This is a genomic window from Arthrobacter sp. HMWF013, assembly GCF_003061105.1.
GTDB lineage: Bacteria > Actinomycetota > Actinomycetes > Actinomycetales > Micrococcaceae > Arthrobacter.
In genome coordinates this window covers 1-3,662 of the sequence record NZ_QAIQ01000673.1, presented here as the reverse complement: position 1 = coordinate 3,662, position 3,662 = coordinate 1, and the positions used below count along the sequence as shown (strand labels likewise).

General features: G+C 67.7%; 3 protein-coding genes. 1 reads left to right on the top strand and 2 read right to left on the bottom strand.

Annotated elements, in window-relative coordinates:
- Positions 1-41 precede the first annotated feature (41 nt).
- Together DBR22_RS21910 and DBR22_RS21905 are read right to left on the bottom strand one after the other, a co-directional pair.
- Positions 42-659: a dihydrofolate reductase family protein gene (locus tag DBR22_RS21910; RefSeq protein ID WP_219928157.1), complete on the bottom strand. Its 618-nt coding sequence runs from the start codon at positions 657-659 to the stop codon at positions 42-44.
- A 40-nt stretch (positions 660-699) separates the two neighbouring features.
- A complete protein-coding gene (locus DBR22_RS21905) occupies positions 700-1,434 on the bottom strand; it encodes a class I SAM-dependent methyltransferase (RefSeq protein WP_108600716.1) in 735 nt (244 codons plus the stop codon).
- A 378-nt stretch (positions 1,435-1,812) separates the two neighbouring features.
- On the opposite strand from DBR22_RS21905, the gene DBR22_RS21900 reads away from it, so the two are divergent.
- Positions 1,813-3,662: DEAD/DEAH box helicase (locus tag DBR22_RS21900; protein WP_108600715.1), on the top strand; the 1,850-nt coding region annotated here is incomplete at its 3' end.

Sequence of the window (3,662 nt, the reverse complement as noted above, 5' to 3'; positions counted from 1 at the left end):
GCGGAGCGGGCTCCGGGATAGCCCGGCAGCGAAAGGTTCGGTCAGGGGTCAGGCGGGCTCAGTAGTCCGGGCGGGGGAGGACATTGAAGTACAAGTGCGTGACGCCGTCGCCCTCTATCACCCGGGTCCGTTCGAGTTTCACCGGGGCGCTGGCCAGGTGATCGAAGAAACCGGATGCCGGATCCCAAAAGCCACGGCGCCAGGTTCACGCGGATCTCGGCGAGCAGGCCGGCGTCGAGCGCCTGCCGGATGATGTCCGGTCCGGCCAGGCCAATGTCTTTGTCCCCGGCGAGCTTCTCGGCTTCCGCCACGGCGTCCTGGAAGCCGCTGGTCACGAACGTGTAAGGGACGCCATCGCGGGGCCAGCCGTCCGGGATGGTGTGGCTCAGTACCACGATGGGGCAGTCGATGGGATGGTTGCCGTCCCAGCCGTGGGTGATGTCGAAGATGCGCCGGCCCACCAGGAGTGCGCCGGCGGACATGGTCCGGCGGAGATGCTCCGCGCTGGCTTCGGTGACGTGCCAGGTCATGTCCGGCCTGGCCGTGGGGATCTCCACCGGGCCGTTCCCGTACCAGTCGAACAATCCGCCGATGCTGTCGTCCGGCAGGGCGATGAACCCGTCCAGCGACATGGTCATTTCCGCGACGAGCCTTGCCATGGTGTTTCCTCCAGGGGTTTTGAGGGTGCCGACGCTTTGGTCAGGAAAGGCGGGTGGCCCGGAGCACGGTATCGCCGATGATCGCTTCGCGGCCGTCCGGGCCGGTGACCAGCCTGTCCCGGGTTGTATTGACCTCCAGTTGCCACTCCGGCGAGTCCAACCCGAGTTCCTGGACCAGCTGGGCGGGGGTGTAGAACATGTCCGGCGTGGTGTGGGTCTGGGTTCCCCACGGCGGCAACATGTCCGGATGGTGGCCCACAATCAACAGGGTGCCGCCGGGCTTGACTGCCGACGCCGCCGTGCGCAGCGGCTCCTGCCATCCCATGGTTCGTGAGTGCAGGAACTGCGAGGACACCAGATCGTATTTTTCTCCGGGCTGCCATTCCTCCAGGTCGCACTGCTGCCAGCGGATGCGGCTGGAAATGGCGCCGGGACCCTCCGCATGCACGCTTTCACGGTCCAGCGCCGTCTTCTCGTGTGCAGCCGCACGCTCCAGGGCGACGCCGGAAACGTCGACGGCGGTGACGGTCCAGCCCTGTTGTGCGAGCCAGATGGAGTCCGCACCTTCGCCGCACCCCACGTCGAGGGCCTTGCCGGGGTGAAGCCCGGCGGCCTCGCGGACGAGCTGCGGGTTGGGCTTTCCGCTCCAGAACTTTGGTGCGCTGCGGTAGCGTTCGTCCCACGCTTCGGCGGAGCTCTGCTCCGCGTTATCGCCAAGCCCGGTGGCGCCGTCGTCCGTTCTGTGATGGTGGTGGTCAGCACCCTGTTGCGTCATGCCTCAAGGGTGCCCCTGCCGGGCCCGCGAAGGCAACGGCTGCCCGGATTATCCGGGGGTGCGTCGGCGCCGGGACAGGTGGACTGCCCGCTGATGATAGACTGGTGGAACTTGATGTGCAGTGATGCCCACTTTTGTTCCGGTTCATCAACCGGTTCCCCTGCTGGATTCCCCGGATTCCGTGGCCAGGGAGTGGGATTTTTTCATGTGAGAGGCACATCCTGCGTCGATGAACGCGTTCTATTTGGTCCCGGCCGCCGTTTTGTACAAATGGCAGCTGGCCGGTTGATCACCTGACTTTTCTTCGGCGAACCCCTGAGCCAACCGGCGTCGGGGGCCGATATCCGCATGGATACCGCCTGAAAGACCTTTACTTACATGACTACTTTCGCTGCCCTCGGCACGCCCAAAGAACTTGCCGATTCCCTCACCGCCCAGGGAATCACCGAGCCGTTCCCCATCCAGGTCAAGACCCTCCCGGACACCCTGGCCGGACGCGACGTCCTGGGCCGCGGCCGCACCGGCTCCGGCAAGACCATCGCCTTCGCCATCCCGCTTGTAGCACGACTCGCTGAGCGGGAAGCGAAGCACTTCCGCAAGCCCGGCCGCCCCATGGGCCTGGTCCTCGCACCGACCCGCGAGCTGGCCACCCAGATCAACGCCACCATCGAGCCGATGGCCAAGGCCCTGGGCCTGAACACCACCGTGATCTACGGCGGCATCTCCCAGGCCCGCCAGGAAAAGGCACTGCGCGCCGGCGTCGACATCGTCATCGCCTGCCCGGGCCGCCTGGAGGACCTGATCCGCCAGCGCATCCTGACCCTTGAGGCCGTCGAGATCACCGTCCTGGACGAGGCCGACCACATGGCCGACCTCGGCTTCCTCCCGGTGGTCAAGAAGCTCATGGACATGACCCCCAGCCAGGGCCAGCGCCTCCTCTTCTCCGCAACCCTGGACAACGGCGTGGACAAGATCGTCCAGCGCTACCTGTCCAACCCGCTGACGCACTCCGTGGATGACCCGCAGGCCGCGGTGACCACCATGGAGCACCACGTGCTGGTGGTCAACGACCAGACCGTCAAGAAGCAGCTGATCGTTGAGCTCGCCTCGGGTGCCGGCCGCCGCGTCCTCTTCATGCGGACCAAGCACCACGCCCGCAAGCTGGCCAAGACCCTGACCGACGCCGGGATCCCCGCCGTCGATCTGCACGGCAACCTTTCGCAGAACGCCCGTGACCGGAACCTGGCCGAGTTCTCCTCCGGTGACGTCCGCGTCCTGGTGGCCACCGACGTCGCAGCCCGCGGCGTCCACGTGGACGACGTCGAACTGGTCATCCACGTTGACCCGCCCACAGAGCACAAGGCTTACCTGCACCGTTCAGGCCGTACGGCCCGCGCGGGTTCGGACGGAACCGTTGTCACGCTGACCCTCCCGGAGCAGCAGAGCGACGTCAAGAAGCTCATGAAGGCTGCCGGCGTCGAGGTCAACTTCGAGCGCGTCACCGCCAACTCCCCGCTGGTTGCAGAACTCGTGGGCGAAATGGCCGACAAGATCGATCCGCGCACCCGTGCAGCACTGCTGGCCAAAAAAGCCGCACAGCAGGGCGGCGGCACCTCCACCGGTGCCAACGCCGAGCGTAAGCGCGCCCGCCGCACCACCCAGGCCGCACCTACCGCGGGTGGCCGTGGCGGACGCGGCGGACGCGGACGGGTTTCCGCCGAGCCGCGTACTGATGGTCCCCGCGCCGAGCGCCGCGCAGTTGCCTTCGAAGGCCGCACCGAGGCCCGCGCAGCATTCGACCGCGTTGCCGAGCAGAACGAGGACCGCGCCATCGCAGCAGCCGCTGCACGCCGGAACTCCCGCGGGCGTGGCACTGCGGCCGCAACCCACCGCAACGACGTCCCCGCGGCAGGTGGCCGTGCATCGGCTGGCCGCGGTTCAGACGGACGTGCAGCGGATGGACGAACTGATTCCCGCGTAACCCGCAGCGACGCTCCCCGCGGCGGAACCGGCCGCCCGGCTTCCTCCGGCGGCCAGCGTGGCGGCCGCCCCGCAACCGGCCAGCGTGCCGCAGCAGGTGCAGGTGCAGGCGCAGGCGCAGGTGCCCGCACCGGTGGCTCACGCACCGGCGGTTCCGGCCAGCGTTCCGCTGGCGCCGGCGCAGCCAGCGGCGGCAACAAGGCTGTCTGGTCCTCCAACACCGGTGGTACCTCCGGTGGATCCTACGC